Source organism: Streptosporangium sp. NPDC001559 (genome assembly GCF_042893955.1).
GTDB lineage: Bacteria > Actinomycetota > Actinomycetes > Streptosporangiales > Streptosporangiaceae > Streptosporangium.
This window is the reverse complement of the sequence record NZ_JBIAVG010000013.1, coordinates 223,466-236,931: the sequence shown is the minus strand read 5'-3', so window position 1 is coordinate 236,931 and position 13,466 is coordinate 223,466. Positions and strand designations below refer to the sequence as shown.

Genomic DNA, 13,466 nt, shown 5'->3' with positions numbered 1-13,466 from the left:
ACAAATAAACCCCTCAAAACGTTTTTTTTAACATTTTTAAAACCGGCAAACCCCGGGGGGGGGCGCCCCCCCCCGCGCACCCCCCCGCCAGTGTTCTTGGGGAGCGCGACCGCCGCGGGCGGCGCGAGAAGCCCGGCCGTCAGGCGGGCAACAGGGCCAGCAGGCGCCGCTTCAGCTCGGCGTGGCGCTCGTCGTCGTAGAGGTCGGGGTCGTGGGTGGCCACGTCCCACAGTCCCTCACAGGCGAGACGCACGATCTGGGCGGTCGTGGGGTCGGGCTCGGTGTCGAGTCCCTCACGGTGCCAGCGGGCCATCGCCTCACGCAGGGGGGCGAGCAGGTAGGGATTGCCCGACGCGCCGGTGACCACGGCCCAGCGCCGCAGCCTGCCACTGCGCACGGCGGCGAAGGTGGCGTGCAGATAGTTCTTTGTGTAGGTGTCGTGGCCCTGGGTGGCGACGAGCTGGTCGAAGTCTTCGATCAGCCGCTCGACCATGCCTTTGATCAGGGCTTCCTTGGTGGCGAAGTGGTAGAGCAGCCCACCCTTGCTGCAGCCCGCGCGCTCGGCGACGGCCGCCAGGGTGAGCGCCTGGGAGCCCTGGTCGCACAGCAGACTCTCCGCCGCGTCCAGCAACTCCTCCCGCCTCATGCAAAGGACTGTACCGTCCGGACGGTACAGTGGTCAAACCGAGGATGGGCTTCCCGCCGGGCACGGATACCCTTGGAGGGGACAAACGATCTGGGGAAGGGAAGTGCGGCAGTGGAGTCCGCCTATCTCGATCACGCGGCGACCACGCCGATGCTTCCCGAAGCGGTCGAGGCGATGACGGCTCAGCTGGGTCGGGTCGGCAACGCGTCGTCACTGCACACCGCGGGCCGCCGTACGCGCCAGGTCGTCGAGGAGGCCCGCGAGAGCATCGCCGAGGCACTCGGCGCCCGGCCCAGCGAGGTCGTGTTCACCTCGGGCGGCACAGAGGCCGACAACCTCGCGATCAAGGGCCTCTACTGGTCGCGCAGGGCCAAGGGCGCCAACCGCATCCTCATCAGCGCCGTCGAGCACCACGCCGCGCTCGACCCGGCCCACTGGCTCGGCGACCACCAGGGCGCCGTCGTGGAGTCGCTAGAGGTGGACGAGTACGGCAGGGTGCACCCGCACACCCTGCGTGCCGCCATCGAGCGCGACCCCGGCAGCGTCGCCCTGGTCAGCGTCATGTGGGCCAACAACGAGGTCGGCACCGTGCAGCCCGTCAGGGTGCTCGCCGCGATCGCCCGCGACCACGGCATCCCCTTCCACACCGACGCCGTCCAGGCCATCGGGCAGCTTCCCGTCGTCTTCGCCGACTCGGGGGTCGACGCCCTCACGCTCTCCGGCCACAAGGTCGGCGGCCCGATGGGCACCGGCGCGCTGCTGCTGGCCAGGGGGATCGACCCGGTCCCCGTGCTGCACGGCGGCGGCCAGGAGCGCGACGTGCGCTCCGGCACCCTCGACGCCCCCTCGGTCGCGGGCATGGCCGCCGCGGTACGGCTCGCGGTCGCCCGGCAGGCCGAGACCGCCGCCCGGCTGACCGCGCTCCGCGACGACCTGGTCGCCAGGATCCGCCAGGCCGTACCCGATGTGATCCTCAACGGAGACCCGGTCAACCGGCTCCCCGGCAACGCGCACTTCTCCTTCCCCGGCTGCGAGGGCGACGCGTTGCTCATGCTCCTGGACGCCAAGGGGGTCGAGTGCTCGACGGGCTCGGCGTGCTCGGCGGGTGTCGCGCAGCCCTCCCACGTCCTGCTCGCGATGGGCGCCGACGCCGTCAGGGCACGGGGCTCGCTGCGTTTCACCCTCGGGCACACCTCGACGTCGTCCGACGTGGACAGGGTCACCGGCGTCATCGCGGGCGTCGTCGAGCGCGCCCGCCGGGCGGGCCTGATCTGACGGCGCCGCCCGGCCCGGCGGAGAGGGCTCCCGCGCGGGTACCCTCAAGGGTGTTATGAGACTTCGCGTGCTTGCCGCCATGTCCGGCGGCGTCGACTCAGCGGTGGCGGCGGCCCGCGCCGCCGAGGCCGGTCACGATGTCACCGGCGTCCACCTCGCCCTGTCCGCGAACCCGCAGTCGCATCGCACCGGCGCCAGAGGGTGCTGCACGATCGAGGACTCCCGGGACGCCCGCAGGGCCGCCGACGTGATCGGCATCCCCTTCTACATCTGGGACATGGCCGAACGGTTCCAACGCGACGTGGTCGAGGACTTCGTCAGCGAGTACGCCGCGGGCCGTACGCCCAACCCGTGCCTGCGCTGCAACGAGAAGATCAAGTTCGAGGCGGTCCTCGACCGGGCCCTCGCGCTCGGCTTCGACGCCGTGGCCACCGGCCACCACGCCCGGCTCGTGGACGGCGTGCTCAGCCGCAGCCCCGACGAGGGCAAGGACCAGTCCTACGTGCTCGGCGTGCTCACCAGGGAGCAACTCGGCCACGCGATGTTCCCGCTGGGCGACTCGACGAAGGCCCAGGTGCGCGAGGAGGCAGCCAGGCGCGGGCTCATGGTGGCCGACAAGCCCGACAGCCACGACATCTGCTTCATCGCCGACGGCGACACCCGGGGCTTCCTCGAAAGGCGTCTCGGCACGGCCCCCGGGCCGATCGTGGACGCCTCGGGCGAGGTGGTCGGCAGCCACGAGGGCGCCTACGGCTTCACGGTCGGCCAGCGCAAGGGCCTGCACATCGACCGTCCCGCCCCCGACGGGCGCCCGCGTTACGTGCTGTCCATCGAGCCGGTCTCCAACACGGTCACCGTCGGGCCGCGCTCGGCCCTTGAGGTCACCTCCGTCGAGACCGTGCGCCCGGTGTGGAACGGGCCCGTCGCCGAGCCGTACGAGCCGCTGGCCTGCACGGTCCAGCTCCGGGCCCACGGTGAGGTGTACGGCTGCCGCATCCAGGTGTCCGGCGAGGAGGTCCACGTCGCCCTGGACACCCCGGCGACCGGGGTCGCGGCGGGCCAGGCCGCCGTGTTCTACCTGGAGGACACCGTGATCGGGTCCGCCACGATCGCCAGGGCCGTGTGACCTTCGCGGGAGGCGGAGATCACTCCTCGATGGCTCCGCCGACCGCGCGCAGATGGGCGCGGAAGGTCAGGGAGGGGTCTTCGGCGCGTCCGGCCAGGTAGGCGCCGAAGGCCACCTGCTCGCGCAGTGAGGTGCCCGCGTGGATGCGGTCCGCCTGACGTCGTTCGACGTCGCGGATCGCCTCGGCGCGGGTGAACACCTCCTCGGCGCGTCCGGCCGGGATGAAGATCACGCCGTCGTCGTCGCCGAGGACCAGGTCGTCGCGGCCGACCGTCCACTCCCCGACGGCGGCGAACTCCAGCGCGCCCTCCGGACGCTCGTTCAGGCTCAGGGGGCCGGTCGGGATCGAACCCAGGCTGAAGACCGGCAGCCCGATCGCCCGGATGTCGGCCGTGTCGCGGTGCAGCCCCCAGATCACGACCCCCACGAGCCCGGCCGCCCGGGCCTCAAGGACCACGAGGTCACCGATGCAGCTCTCGTCGAGCCGTCCGCCGTTGTCGGCGACGAGCACGTCACCGGGCGCGGACAGCTCGCACGCCTCAAGGAAGACGTCGACGCTGCCGGCGTGCCTGGCCGGGCACACCCGTCCGGCCAGGCGGCCACCGGGCACCGCGGAGCGGGTGCCCGCCGGGGCGCAGCGCACCGGTACCCCGGCTCGCAGGCAGCCGTCCGTCAGATGCGCGGTGGTCAGAGTCTCGAACTGCCGCCGGAGCTCCTTGGGGTCCATGCCGCCCTTCCTCTCGCCGGGGAGATCACGTCGCCTCCCACGGTAGGGCCGGACCCCCGGCTAGGACAGGGCGACGGACTCTCCCGGCGCGAGGCGGCGGATCTCCGCCCCCTGCTTGTCGGCCTCCATCGCCAGCCACCTGTCGACCAGACCGAGGCCGACGTCGTTGAGCAGGCCGTCATGGGTGGAGAAGGCCCTGGCCGGGCGGATCTGGCGGAGGTAGTCCACCGTCTCGGAGAGCTTCAGCCACGGCGCGTTGGTCGGCACGAGCAGGGTGGGGACCTCGGTCCCCGGCGGGGTGAACGCGTCGCCGGGGTAGAAGACCTCCTCGTCCACCAGGAAACCGACGTTGCTCACGATCGGCGCGTCCGGGTGGTTGGGGGCGTGCCACTCTCCGACGACCCGTACGGAGAAGCCCGCCGTGTCGAAGGTGTCGCCGTGCCGTACGACGTGGATCTTGGCCGGGACGTCGGTCAGGTCGGCGGCCACGGCCTCGTTGGTCCAGATCTCCAGTGACGGCTCGGCCTCGGCCGCCCTGCGCAGCCGTTCCACCTCCACGTGGTCGAAGTGCTCATGGGTGATGAGCACGGACCGCGCCCCCTGGAGGGCGGACTCCTCGCTGAAGGCCCCGGGGTCGATCACCAGGGCCGAGCCGTTCTTCTCAAGGCGGACACACGCGTGCGTGAACTTCGTCAGCTCCATCGTCCCAGCCTAGGCAAGCCGCTCAGTAGCCGACGTAGCCGGTGCCGGTCTTGGCGCCGACGACGCCGGGAACGTTCGAGACCGAGCCGTAGCGGCTGATCGCGTAGCGGACCCCGGCGATGATGTTGTCGACCGGGTTGTAGATGTTGTCGTACCCGCTCAGCTTGTAGCTGCCGAAGGTCGGGTCGATGGTCTGCATCAGCCCCTTGGACGGGGTGCCCGCGGCGGCGTTGGAGTCCCAGAGGTTGATCGCGTGCGGGTTGCCGCCCGACTCGTGCTGGATGATCATGGCGATGTCGGCGGGGTTCATCTTCTCCGGCGGGTAGCCGTGGGACCTGAGGATCTCCAGCGCCTGGTCGATCCACTCCTTGAGCTTCCCGGTCGGCGCGGGGCCGCCACCGGGCGGGGGCGCGCCGCTCGGCCCGTAACCTCCTGAGGCGGCCGGGTTCCGTGTCCCGGTGTCGCCGTGCGGTCCGATGTGCGGCCGGTAGCCGACCGTCCTCTCCCACACGACCGTACGGCCGACGCCCGGCACGAACGTCTGGTCGAGGGGGGCCAGGATGTCGGCGAAGGAGATCTTCCTCTCGGCCATGTGCTTCTTGACGGCGGCCAGCGCCTGGGTGACGGCCTTGTCGGCGGCCTCCATGTGGGGGCGGGCTCCGGTGACGGCGCCGTTCACCAGCGAGGTGATGTGCGGCTGCAGGTCCTTCTCCTCGGCCTTCGGGTTGGCCGTGCGGTAGGCGGACACGTCGTCGAGGAGGGTCGAGCAGATGGAGCGGACCTTCGCCTCCGAGCCACGCAGCACCCCGGCCGCGGTGTCGAGGGTGTTGGCGCAGCCCGCCAGCGCGTCGTGCAGGGCCTCCGCAGCGCGGCCGTACTTGCGCATGTAGGTGTCGAAGGCGTCCGCGGACTCGCCCTGCCAGGCGTCGTTGACCGCGTTGACGGCGGTGCCGAGCCGCCCGGCGTGCTCGTTGAGTTTGCCCGCCGTACCACGCCAGCGGGTCGCGACGGCGCTGACGGCGTCGGCGTCGGCGTTCACCTTGTTCAGGAGGTCGGAGAGCGTACCGCCGCCGGGAAGACCGGAGATCGCCTCGGTCGTGTCCGCGGTCACCGCTCCCCGCCCGCGCGGTTGGCCGTACGGACGTTGTCCTCGATGTCGTTCAGGGCGCGCTCGACGTCCTTGAGCTTGCCGGTGACGTCCGTCAGCTCCCGGTCGACCGTCTTCTCGATCTCGTCGAGGAACTCGGCCAGGGCGGACGAGTCGGTCAGCCTGCCGAAGATGGTGGAGTCCGTCGTCTTGGCCGGATACGGACCACCCAGCTCGCCGAAGTTCTTCATCAGTTCGTGCACGGTCGTACGGCACTGCTCAAGCGCGTCGTAGCTGTAGTCGATCCCCGCCATCTCTACCCCCTATGCGAGACCGCCGAATCGATCATAAGGGGCAGATCACCCAATGCGTCGGTGCGGCCCTCCCGGCACCGGGTGAGGGCCGCCCGAGGCGGACTACTTGGCCGGTGCGACCGTGACCGTGGTGGTGTAGGTCCTGTACGGCGTGACCAGCTCGGTGACCTCAATCTGGTAGCGGCCGGGGACGCACCCCCTGCCCAGCACGGGCAGCGCGAAGCGGCCGCTGTTGTCCGCCCTGAGCCGGGTGCCGTCCCTGAGACTGGTGGCGAGACAGGCCTCGTTCAGACCGTTGCTGGTGAACCGGACGTAGCCTTTCTCGGCGAAGCCGTAGCCGTTGACGACGAAGGCGATGTCGCCGTCGGCGTCGGCGGTCGCCGGGGTGGTCCTGAGCGTGGGGATGCCGGTGCCGGGCAGCGGGTGGCCGATGATCACCTTGGCGGAGTAGGTGCGGTAGGGCGACTCGAGCTCGGTGGCCTCGACCCGGTAGGCGCCGCTGACGCACCCATGGGCCGCTCCGACGAGGTTGAAGTAGCCGTTGCGGTCGGCCCGCAGGACGACCCGCCTGAGGTTGGTGTCCTCGCACGAGGAGTTCAGCGACGTGCTGTTGACGGCGACCTTGATCAGGGAGGGGAAGGACCGGCCCTCGACGGCGAAGGCGACGTCGCCACCGGCGGTGGGGGAGACGATCGACGGGGTCGTCGTCAGCAGGGCGTCGTCCGCCTGGGCGCCCGAGGCCGGTAGACCGCCCAGCAGTGAGGCGGCGGCGACGGCGGCGGTGAACATGAGGCGTTTGACATTCATGGATCAGGTTTCCTCGCGTTGTCCTCGGTGGTTCCCCTGTGCCCTTTGAGGCGCACAATTTGATCTTCTTGGTGGCCACCGGTTCAGGCCTTCGTTCGGCGGCAACGAGAACGGAAAGAACCGTAAATCCATCGCCTGTTCCCTGGTCTTTCTGACAAAGCCCGTGAATTTCACGGGGGCGCGGGCCCGCCTCGCCAAATCTGTCCATCGCCGCGCATGTCGATCGGCCACTCACGCGGAGGCGCAGCACACTGCTCGTATGAACCGGCGTGACACGAGTGGGGGACCGGAGCGCGTGGAGTTCGCGGGCGCCGTCTACGGCTCGCTGCTGGCGGCCTCCGTGATCGCCGGGGCGACCGCGCAGGGCGGCCCGCCGCCCGCGGCCGAGCTGGTGACCCTGCTGATCAGCACCGGGGTGGTGTTCTGGATCGCCCACGTCTACGCCGAGTTCGTCAGCGGGGGCTATCCCGGCAGGCCGCTCACCTGGGCCGGCCTGCGTTCGGTCGCCAGGGAGGAGTGGCCGCTCGCGCAGGCCTCGATCCCCCCTGCGGTGGCCGCCGCCTTCGCCTCGGGGCTGGGTGCCTCGGACGTGGTCGCGGCCTGGGTGGCGCTCGGCGTCGCGGTGGCCGGTCAGGTCACCTGGGCCGTCACCGCGACGGTCAAGGCTCACTCCGCCAGAGGCGTCGTCGTCTTCTCCGGGGTCGTCAACCTCGTCCTCGGCCTGGTCATCGTCGCCCTCAAGGCCGTGATCGCCCCGCACTGAGAACTCCGGCCGGAGAGCACGCGGGCCATGCGCGGCCGCGGCTGTGGTGGCACCGCGCCCGCGGGCGCCGCCGTCCGGAGGCCTGGCGGGTCCGGCCCCTGTTGCGGCCCGCCATGATCTCGGACACCGGCACCCCGGGCGGCGGTGAGTCGTCCTCGCCTGTGTACTCGGCCACCCCTTCCGGCGCGGACCCCCGTGTGCTCAGCCGGCCGTGGACGTCGGGGTGGGTGAGTCTCCGCGCGAGGCCGGCGTCCTAGCAGCCGCCGGAGGACGTGGCGTAGTAGAGGGAACGTCCCGTGGGGACGCTCCAGGCCCAGCCGTGGGTGATGGTCTTGGCGGTGCGACCGGCCACATAGACGGGGCCGTGGTCGCTCCGGCCGGGGATGTTCACGCGGACGTACTTCCCGCCGGAGCACTCGTTGTAGACGTCGACCTTGTTCCAGCTGTTGCTCTCGTACCACGGCCCGTGCCGGACGTCGCAGGCCGCCGCGCCGCCGGCCGTACGGGTGGCGGCGCCGGCGAGCGCCACCAGGCCGGTCATGATCTTCTTTTGCATGTGTGTTTCTTTCGTCGCATTGCCTCTGCGGCGCGGATGTGTTCGAAAACGAATGGCGCGCCGGGCGAAGCGCATCGGATATCCCGGTCGGGACGTTGCCGCAGGCCGGGGGCTTACGGCTTCAAGTCTTGGCGGATCGGGAATTGTCTGGAACCCTCATTCGTCACTCTGGACAAGCTTGATTGCCCCGGTTTGTCTATGTATTTTGTGCTGGTTTGGTGTGTCTGATGGGAATTGGTCACATTCGGGGAGAGTAAGTTGGGGGAACGCATAGGGCGCCGGGAACGGCCGGTCGATCCCACCGATGGCCCGGCGGCCGCATTCGCCGTGGAGTTACGCAAATTACGTGAGGAGGCGGGCGGCCCGACCTACCGCGCCATGGCGGCGCGCGCGCATTTCTCGGCCGCCACGCTGGCCCAGGCCGCGGGCGGGGACAGACTGCCGACCCTGCCGGTCGCCCTGGCCTACGTCGAGGCGTGCGGCGGGGACGCTCAGGAGTGGCGGGCCAGGTGGGAGGAGGCCCGCGCCGCCCAGCGGGAACACGCGGCCAGGAACGGTGAGACCGCGCGGGCGCCGTACCGGGGGCTGGCGAGGTTCGAGACCGAGGACCAGGCCTACTTCTTCGGCCGGTCGGCGCTGGTCGAGCGGCTGGTCACGCTGCTGGAGGCCCACCGGTTCGTGCTGGTCGTCGGCCCTTCGGGAAGCGGCAAGTCCTCTCTCCTGCGCGCGGGGCTGGTACCGGCCCTGCGCGGGCGCGCCGTACGGGTCCTGACACCGGGCGTGCACCCGCGACTGCCCGGCGACGCCGCCGACGTACTGGTGATCGACCAGTTCGAGGAGACCTTCACCCTGTGCGAGGACCCGGCCGAGCGCCGGGGTTTCATCGACGCGCTGGTGGCCGTGGGAGGCGACGACCGGCGCACCCGGGTGGTGCTGGCCGTACGCGCTGACTTCTTCGGCCAGTTCACCCACCATTCGGACCTGGTCGAGGCCGTCAGGGACGCCACCGTCCCGGTCGGCCCGATGAGCCCGGCCGAACTGCGTGAGGCGATCGTCAAACCCGCCACGGCGGCGGGCCTGATCGTGCAACGCGAACTGACCAACCGGATCCTCGACGAGGTCGCCGGGCAGCCCGGCGGGCTGCCGCTGATGTCGCACGCCCTGCTGGAGACCTGGCGGCGCCACCACGGCAAGGCCCTGACCGTCGAGGCGTACGAGGCGGCGGGAGGCATCAGCGGCGCCGTCGCCCGCACCTCGGAGGAACTCTACGAGGAACTCACCCCCGAGCAGCGGGAACGGCTGCGCCACCTGCTGCTGCGCCTGGTCACCCCGGGGGAGGCGGGCGCCCAGGACACCCGGCGCCCGGCCGGGTGCGCCGAACTGGTCACCGGATGCCCGGACGACCCCAGCCCCCTGCTGCTGGAACGGCTGGCGTGCGCCCGCCTGATCACCCTCGACGACGAAACGGCCGACCTGGCGCACGAGGCGCTGCTGACCGCCTGGCCCCGGCTGCGCTCCTGGGTCGAGGAGGACCGGGAACGCCTGCGCGTGCACCGCCGCCTCACCGAGGCGGCCGACGCCTGGCAGGCGCACGCCCGCGACCCCGGAGACCTCTACCGGGGGCTGCGCCTGTCGCTGGCGCGCAGGCACCTCGCCGAGCGGGCCGAGGAGCTCACCCCGCTGGAGCGGGACTTCCTCGCCGCCAGTACGGCGGGGCGCCGCGGCGAACGCCGCAGGAGCAGGCTGCGCAATTCCCTCATCGGTGTGCTGACGACCGTCGTGATGATCACAGGCTTGCTGGCCTGGCAGCAGAACCTCATCCGCGACCGGCAGGAGCGCGAGGCGCAGGCACGCCGGGCCGCCGGGATCGCCGCGAGCCTGCGTCAGACCGACCCGCAGCTGTCCATGCGGCTCAGCCTGGCCGCCTGGCGCCTGGCCGACCTTCCCGAGACGCGGGCGAACCTCCGTACGGCGAGCCTCCAGGCTCAGCAGGAGGTGTTCACCGATCCGGACACCGGGGCGGAGACCATGCGCAGGCTCAGCCCAGACGGCCGCTCCCTGTACAGCCTGGGCGCGGACCGGGCCGTCCGCTGGGACGTGGAGACCCATCGGGCCATCATGACCACACCGGTTCCGCCCGTCACGAAGGAGGATCGGGAAAGCCCTCGCTGGCTGCCCCTCCTCTCCGACGTCTCCTCCAAGGTGAGCGGGGTGAGGCTGTGGGACGTGACAACCGGCCGGCGCGACCCGAAGTCTCTCGACGGCGCCAACCAGGGCGTCGAGCTGGCCCCCAGCGGACAGCGTCTCATCACCTACCACGCGGACGGCTCCCACTATCGCGTCCGCGTCTGGGACGCCGCCGTCAGGCGGTTGATCGCGCAGGTGCGAACCCCCAGGGAGGGAAGGACCGCCCAGCGGATACGCGAGCGGCCGTCCATCCTGATGGCGATGAGGGCGGCGAGGGACGGACGCTCCATGGCCGAGGCGGGTGCGCCGGACGCCACGCTCAGCGCCGACGACACGACTATGGCGCTCTGCGTTCCCGGCGGGCCGGTACGGGTGTGGGACCTCAGGACCGGCCGCGAGCTGGACGTTCCCCATATGCCCACGCTCTCCGCCAAGCAGTGCGGTGAGGAGCGCCTGTACCTGTCGCCTGACGGGCGACGGCTGCTGATGGCCGCAGACGCGGAGGTCCGGCTCTGGGAGCTGCCGTCGGGCAGGGAACTCCCCGCCGTCAGGGAACCGGGTGTGAGCGAGATCGGTTTCAGCGAGGACGGCGCCTTCTTCGCGACGGCCAATTCCGACGAACTCCTCGTGTGGCGGATCGGCGCGCTGGACACCGCGTTGTTCCGTCACCCGCTGGCCGGTGAGCACGCCTTCGACATCAGAGTCGACCCGGCCGCCGATTGGGTGCGTTACCTCGCCGGTTCGCCCAACGCCGGCTCATGGCCCGCGACCGTCAGGACGCTGAAGCTGAACTCCGTCATCGACGCCGGATGGCGGAACGCGAGCGCCCTGTCGGCGTTCTTCAGCCCTGACGGGAACATACTCGCCACCGTCTACGCGGACCGGGTCGAGCTCCGTGACACCAGGACCGGACGACGGCTTCCCGGTCCCTCTCCGGTCCCCTGCAGGGCACTGAACTCCGATATGCCGGAATGTCATATGACGGCGGCGTTCCGGCCCGACGGAAAGGGTCTGGCGTACGGCGACACCTATGTCGAACCCTTCAGCGTCAAGGTGTGGGACCTCGCCGGTCGGCGCGTCGTCGGCAGGTTCGGGCCCTTCGCCAGTGCCGGGTCTCTCGCCTACACCTGGGACTCGGGCACCCTGCTGATCAGCGAGCCGCCCACGAACGGCTCGCTCACCCTGTGGGACCTGAAACGGGGCGCCGCCACCGCGACCGTCCCCGGCGTCAGCGGCGAGATCGCCCTGGCCCCCGACGGGCGTCTGCTGGTCACCTCCGGAGGGCAGGTCACCGATCTCGTCTCCGGCCGCGCCGTCGTGCGCGCGAACGGTTTCCATCCGGCCAGCGTGCTGACCTTCAGCGCCGACGGCAGATTCCTGGCCGTCGGTGACCAGACGGGACAGACCACTCTGTGGGACGGCACCGTACGGCGCCAGCTGGGCACGTTGATCCCCGCCTCGCCGTACGCCTCGGACTGGGTCAGCTCCCTGGCCTTCTCCGCCGACGGGAGCGTTCTCGCCGCCGGGATGGCGAACGGCACGGTACAGCTGTGGGACACCGCCACCTGGCAGCCGATCGGCGCGCCCATCTCCACCCCGGTCGGATTCGTCGCCGCGATGACGATCGACGGTGACACCCTGTACGTGGCGGGTGAGCACGTTCCCCTGCGGCGTTACGACCTCGATCTGGGCGTCGCGGCGCGGACGGTCTGCCGGCGGGCGGGGCACGGTCTCGACCTGGCCGAATGGGCGACTCACTTCCCCGGCTACCCCTACCAGACCACCTGTGCCTAGGGCCGTCGGCGCTGGAGGACGACCTCCGGGTAGCGGTTCGACGGCCCCTCAAGGAGGGGTTCCCGCGAACCGCGCAGATGCCTGTCGAAGAACGCCGTCGAGTAGGCGTTCACGATCTCGTGCACCCGCCCGGGGTCGGCGGGGCCGGTGACCCCCAGGTAAGGGAACAACGGTGACCAGGAGGGGACGTCCGTCAGGTTCACGTGGAACATGTCCGGCACCTGGACGAAGTAGCCGTCGCCCTTCAGGTTGTCGAACGCGGTCCGCATGGAGGTCTGGTGCTGGGCGATGTCCACCTTGTTCCACTTCTCCTGCCGCATCGTCCGCGCGTCCCGCGTGATCCACAGCACCGGTCGCCCGAGACCGGGGGACACGACGTCGTCGGGCATCGGGGCGTCCATGACGAGGCAGGCGCCGAGCCGTGTCTCGGTACGGCACGCCTCACCGGCCACGATGCCGCCGAGGGACACGCCGAACGCGCCCACCCGCCGCATGTCCAGTTTTCCGGTCAGCAGGTGCTCGGGGTCGGAGGCGTTCAGCGCCGTCAGCCGGTCGAGGACGAAGGAGACGTCCCGTACGAGATAGGGAACGATGCCCTCCGGATAGGACCTGCCCTGGAACGTCGGGGCGATCCTCGCCGGGCTGACGCTCTGCTGCACCAGGGCGTTCAGTTCGTTCTTCCCGAAGCCGGTGACGTGCCGGCCGTCGGGGAAGGTCACGGAGGCCGCGATGTAGGGGTGGTCCACGGCGACCACGACGTATCCGTGGGAGACGAGCTCCTCCACCTGGAAGGTGTTCATCTGGCGGAAGCCGTTGAAGCCCTCAAGGAACACGAGGACCGGGTGGACGCCGGCGGACACCGGCACCGACTTCCTCGCGTTCGTCGTCACGTACCGCAGGTGGTCGAACGTGAACGACGGCAGGTCGATCATCCTGGCCAGGGCCGGAGCGAGCGCCTCGACGCCCTCGGTGTAGGGCGCGCGCTCCCCGCCCGAGGAACGCGCGGCCGGGTACCAGACCTGGGTCATGAGCTCACGACGGGCGGCGGGGTCGGCGCTGAAGGTCTCCTGGCGGGAGGTGTCCGTCCAGTGGTACGTCACGGTGCCGACGCCGTACGGGCCCGTGGGCTCGGGGAAGGTGAAGACCGGCAGGGCGACGGGTGGCGGGAGGGCGACGAGGAGTCCCAGGACGCCGAGACCCACACGGGGGCCCACACCGAGGAGACCCCTGAGCCGCCGTCCCCACAACCACACCAGGAAGAACGAGAGGGCCAGCGCGTACACGGGGAACAGCTGCCAGCGAGCACCCTCGACGACGACCTGCGCCACGGCGGCCAGGAGCGCGACGGGCGGCATGTGGCTCACCGGCCTCATCCCGCGCAACCGTGGCAGCGCCAGGGTGAGGAACGACAGCGTCGTGGTCGCGAGCGCGACGAACTCGAATGGCCGCACGGCCTGGCCTCCCGTCCGTTCCAGGTGAACC

General features: G+C 70.8%; 12 protein-coding genes. 4 read left to right on the top strand and 8 right to left on the bottom strand.

Features of this window, described 5'->3' with window-relative positions; all coding sequences use genetic code 11:
- Positions 1-139 precede the first annotated feature (139 nt).
- A complete protein-coding gene (locus ACFYY8_RS28065; RefSeq protein ID WP_390045923.1) occupies positions 140-646 on the bottom strand; it encodes a TetR/AcrR family transcriptional regulator in 507 nt (168 codons plus the stop codon).
- Positions 647-757: 111 nt separating this feature from the next.
- On the opposite strand from ACFYY8_RS28065, the gene ACFYY8_RS28060 reads away from it, so the two are divergent.
- Entirely contained in the window at positions 758-1,921 is a 1,164-nt protein-coding gene (locus ACFYY8_RS28060) for a cysteine desulfurase family protein (RefSeq protein ID WP_390045921.1), read from the top strand.
- Positions 1,922-1,976: 55 nt separating this feature from the next.
- Positions 1,977-3,047, top strand: a complete 1,071-nt coding sequence (gene mnmA, locus ACFYY8_RS28055) for a tRNA 2-thiouridine(34) synthase MnmA (RefSeq protein WP_362774276.1) — start codon at positions 1,977-1,979, stop codon at positions 3,045-3,047.
- A gap of 19 nt (positions 3,048-3,066) precedes the next feature.
- On the opposite strand, the gene ACFYY8_RS28050 is transcribed toward mnmA, so the two are convergent.
- The 5 genes from ACFYY8_RS28050 to ACFYY8_RS28030 form a co-directional block, all read right to left on the bottom strand.
- Entirely contained in the window at positions 3,067-3,774 is a 708-nt protein-coding gene (locus tag ACFYY8_RS28050; RefSeq protein WP_390045917.1) for an RraA family protein, read from the bottom strand.
- A gap of 60 nt (positions 3,775-3,834) precedes the next feature.
- On the bottom strand, positions 3,835-4,476 hold the full coding sequence (locus tag ACFYY8_RS28045) for an MBL fold metallo-hydrolase (RefSeq protein ID WP_390045915.1): 642 nt from the start codon (positions 4,474-4,476) through the stop codon (positions 3,835-3,837).
- A gap of 22 nt (positions 4,477-4,498) precedes the next feature.
- Positions 4,499-5,587, bottom strand: a complete 1,089-nt coding sequence (locus ACFYY8_RS28040; RefSeq protein WP_390045913.1) for a WXG100 family type VII secretion target — start codon at positions 5,585-5,587, stop codon at positions 4,499-4,501.
- Positions 5,584-5,877: a hypothetical protein gene (locus ACFYY8_RS28035; RefSeq protein ID WP_390045911.1), complete on the bottom strand. Its 294-nt coding sequence runs from the start codon at positions 5,875-5,877 to the stop codon at positions 5,584-5,586. The genes ACFYY8_RS28040 and ACFYY8_RS28035 overlap by 4 nt, the downstream gene beginning before the upstream one ends.
- A gap of 102 nt (positions 5,878-5,979) precedes the next feature.
- Positions 5,980-6,684, bottom strand: coding sequence for a hypothetical protein (locus ACFYY8_RS28030; protein ID WP_390045909.1), 705 nt, complete (start codon positions 6,682-6,684; stop codon positions 5,980-5,982).
- Positions 6,685-6,943: 259 nt separating this feature from the next.
- Between ACFYY8_RS28030 and ACFYY8_RS28025 the strand changes: the two genes are divergently transcribed.
- On the top strand, positions 6,944-7,447 hold the full coding sequence (locus ACFYY8_RS28025) for a hypothetical protein (RefSeq protein WP_390045907.1): 504 nt from the start codon (positions 6,944-6,946) through the stop codon (positions 7,445-7,447).
- Between the two features lie 253 nt (positions 7,448-7,700).
- On the opposite strand, the gene ACFYY8_RS28020 is transcribed toward ACFYY8_RS28025, so the two are convergent.
- Complete coding sequence (locus ACFYY8_RS28020) at positions 7,701-8,003, bottom strand: hypothetical protein (RefSeq protein WP_390045905.1); 303 nt, start codon at positions 8,001-8,003, stop codon at positions 7,701-7,703.
- A 258-nt stretch (positions 8,004-8,261) separates the two neighbouring features.
- Between ACFYY8_RS28020 and ACFYY8_RS28015 the strand changes: the two genes are divergently transcribed.
- The gene (locus ACFYY8_RS28015; RefSeq protein WP_390045903.1) at positions 8,262-11,984 is read left to right on the top strand and encodes a hypothetical protein; all 3,723 of its coding nucleotides are present in this window, start codon (positions 8,262-8,264) and stop codon (positions 11,982-11,984) included.
- Here the strand turns inward: ACFYY8_RS28015 and ACFYY8_RS28010 are convergent.
- Complete coding sequence (locus tag ACFYY8_RS28010; protein WP_390045901.1) at positions 11,981-13,435, bottom strand: alpha/beta hydrolase family protein; 1,455 nt, start codon at positions 13,433-13,435, stop codon at positions 11,981-11,983. The two genes, ACFYY8_RS28015 and ACFYY8_RS28010, sit on opposite strands and share 4 nt — an antisense overlap.
- Positions 13,436-13,466 lie beyond the last annotated feature (31 nt).